General features: G+C 26.4%; 1 pseudogene. It reads left to right on the top strand.

Annotated elements, in window-relative coordinates:
• Positions 1-742, top strand: a pseudogene (locus tag CD135_RS11720) (IS3 family transposase); the annotation flags it as partial.

Genomic DNA, 742 nt, shown 5'->3' with positions numbered 1-742 from the left:
TTAAAAGAACGAAATAAATATTTAGAAATGGAGAATGAGGTTTTAAAAAAGCGGAGAGAATTCGAAAGAGAGATGATGAATCAAAAAGTAAACAAATCACGTCATACAAAACGATCAAAGCGCTAAAAAATAAATATCCAATTAAATGGTTATGTAGTGTTTTAGGAATAAATAGATCAAGTTATTATAAATGGACAAATAGAAAAACCTCTAAGAGAGAGATTGAAAATAATACATTAATGGAAGATATCAACGATATCTATCACCAATATCAAGGTATTTATGGTTATAGACGCATTTATATCTATATCCGTCTTAAATTAAATAAACGTGTAAATCATAAGCGTGTTTATAGATTAATGAAACAATTAAAATTAAAATCTATTATACGTCGTAAAACCAAACGTTATAAGCCTTTTACTCCTGAAGTTACTGCACAAAACATTTTAAATAGATCATTTAATGAAACTAAGAAAAACAAGAAATGGTTAACTGATGTGACTGAATTTAAATTAAAAAATGGCAATAAAGTATACTTAAGTGCGATTTATGATTTAGGTAGTAAAACTATTTTAAGCTATGAATTGAGTAGTTCAAATAATAAGCAATTAGTATTTAACACGCTTGACAAAGCTGTTAAAAATAGTAAAAAATACCAAGGGTATTATATTTCATAGCGATAGAGGGTTTCAATATACTTCTAGAAGTTTCAAGGCAAAATTAAAAGAGCATAAAATGATTC

The sequence above is a fragment of the Mammaliicoccus lentus genome (assembly GCF_002902755.1).
Lineage (GTDB): Bacteria > Bacillota > Bacilli > Staphylococcales > Staphylococcaceae > Mammaliicoccus > Mammaliicoccus lentus.
The sequence above is the reverse complement of the archived record's forward strand: the minus strand, read 5'-3'. Positions and strand labels throughout refer to the sequence as shown.